The organism is Pantoea sp. EA-12, from assembly GCF_030053355.1.
Taxonomy (GTDB): Bacteria; Pseudomonadota; Gammaproteobacteria; order Enterobacterales; family Enterobacteriaceae; genus Pantoea; species Pantoea vagans_C.
In genome coordinates, this window is record NZ_JASGBY010000037.1 from 1 (window position 1) to 1316 (window position 1316).

The following is a 1316-nucleotide window of genomic DNA, read 5'->3' on the forward strand; positions in this document are numbered from 1 at the left end:
GCGCTGAGGGATCCCCACTAAATCAGCGCTAATAAACCAACACCATATTTTGGTAGGTTTTGGCGAGGTGGTTAAGAACAGCATCCAGCGCTGTTCGTTTTAAAATTAGCGGAGAGTGTCGCAAGACATTCTCCGCTAACGTCAGATAGGAAATGACTCTCCTTGATTTCAGACTGTTAGCCTGATACCTCAGATGTAACCCTTTATTTTCAGCATGATATCCCAGCAACCACATCACGACTGTGGCAAGCGTTGCCAGCAAACTCAGCACCAGCATACGCCCCGCTGAACGGCTATAACTGGCTCGAAGCCCAAAACCAAAGCGCTCACTCTTTTCATCCCGAAAGTTCTGCTCAATCTGCATTCGCCTGCTATACAACTTCATGATTTGACGAGGCTTAAATTCATCTGTGCTGCTGAAGATAAGCCACGGTTCTTTCGCTGCTGAACGGGCATCACGAACTTGTGATAGTCGTACTAATCGACATCTTGAACGCTTATTGCTGCGTCCGACAGAGGCTTTTTTATGCAGATAAAAATGACCATCGCATCGGGCATATTCGGCGCGTGCAAACGTTCCTGAGCCTAAATATTCCGGTTTGCCCGTAGCCTTCAGTGCTTCACGTCTGAACCAGTGATCGCCTTTCCTATCCAGCCGGAGTTGAACATTACCTCTGACTCGTCCAATGAAGTCCCAGCCCAGTGATTTTATGTGCCTGAACCAGGCGCTTTGAAATCCGGCATCAGTAACGATGACGACTTTTTTATCCGGCGCAATGGCGGCGGCAAGTGCATTCAGAAACTGCTTTTGTATCAAGGGATTTTGCTGCTGGGATGAAGAGACAATATGACTCATCAGAGGAATTGAGCGGCCATCGCAAATTAGGCTGGCACGCAGGACATGGAATGCCTGAGAAGGATAGCCACTCCAGTCAATCGCAATAACGCACCAGGAAAGTTGTCGTGTCAACAGCGAGGTAATATTACGAAATATCATAGGGATATCATTATGAAGTTCAGTATTACCTAACAGGCGATCGACCCGTTTTATCTTGTGTTTAACCTGAGCTGAACCGGGTAAATATCGCCCAATGCTGGTAAGAGTCAATGACGCTCCGCGCGTGAGAGCAGTCGTGGCATCAAGCAGGGCATTTTGACGGTATTGATGAAACGGGGCTAAAGCGCCCCGGAAAAACTTCTGGCATACTTGGCGAGCAGGCATAGAGGTGATCTTATTGAATTGGTGGAACAATCAGTAGATCACATATCTCTATGCCTGTCTTATTTTACCCGCCCATTACTGGGGATTCCTCAGC

Annotated in this window: 1 protein-coding gene; it reads right to left on the reverse strand. The window is 47.7% G+C overall.

Annotated elements, in window-relative coordinates:
• Nucleotides 1-28 precede the first annotated feature (28 nt).
• On the reverse strand, nt 29-1222 hold the full coding sequence (locus QMZ30_RS25750; RefSeq protein WP_283229374.1) for an IS4 family transposase: 1194 nt from the start codon (nt 1220-1222) through the stop codon (nt 29-31).
• Between the last annotated feature and the right edge of the window lie 94 nt (nt 1223-1316).

Excerpts from the sequence above, each read along its gene's own strand:
- QMZ30_RS25750 (WP_283229374.1), bottom strand. The coding sequence starts at position 1,222 with ATGCCTGCTCGCCAAGTATGCCAGAAGTTTTTCCGGGGCGCTTTAGCC.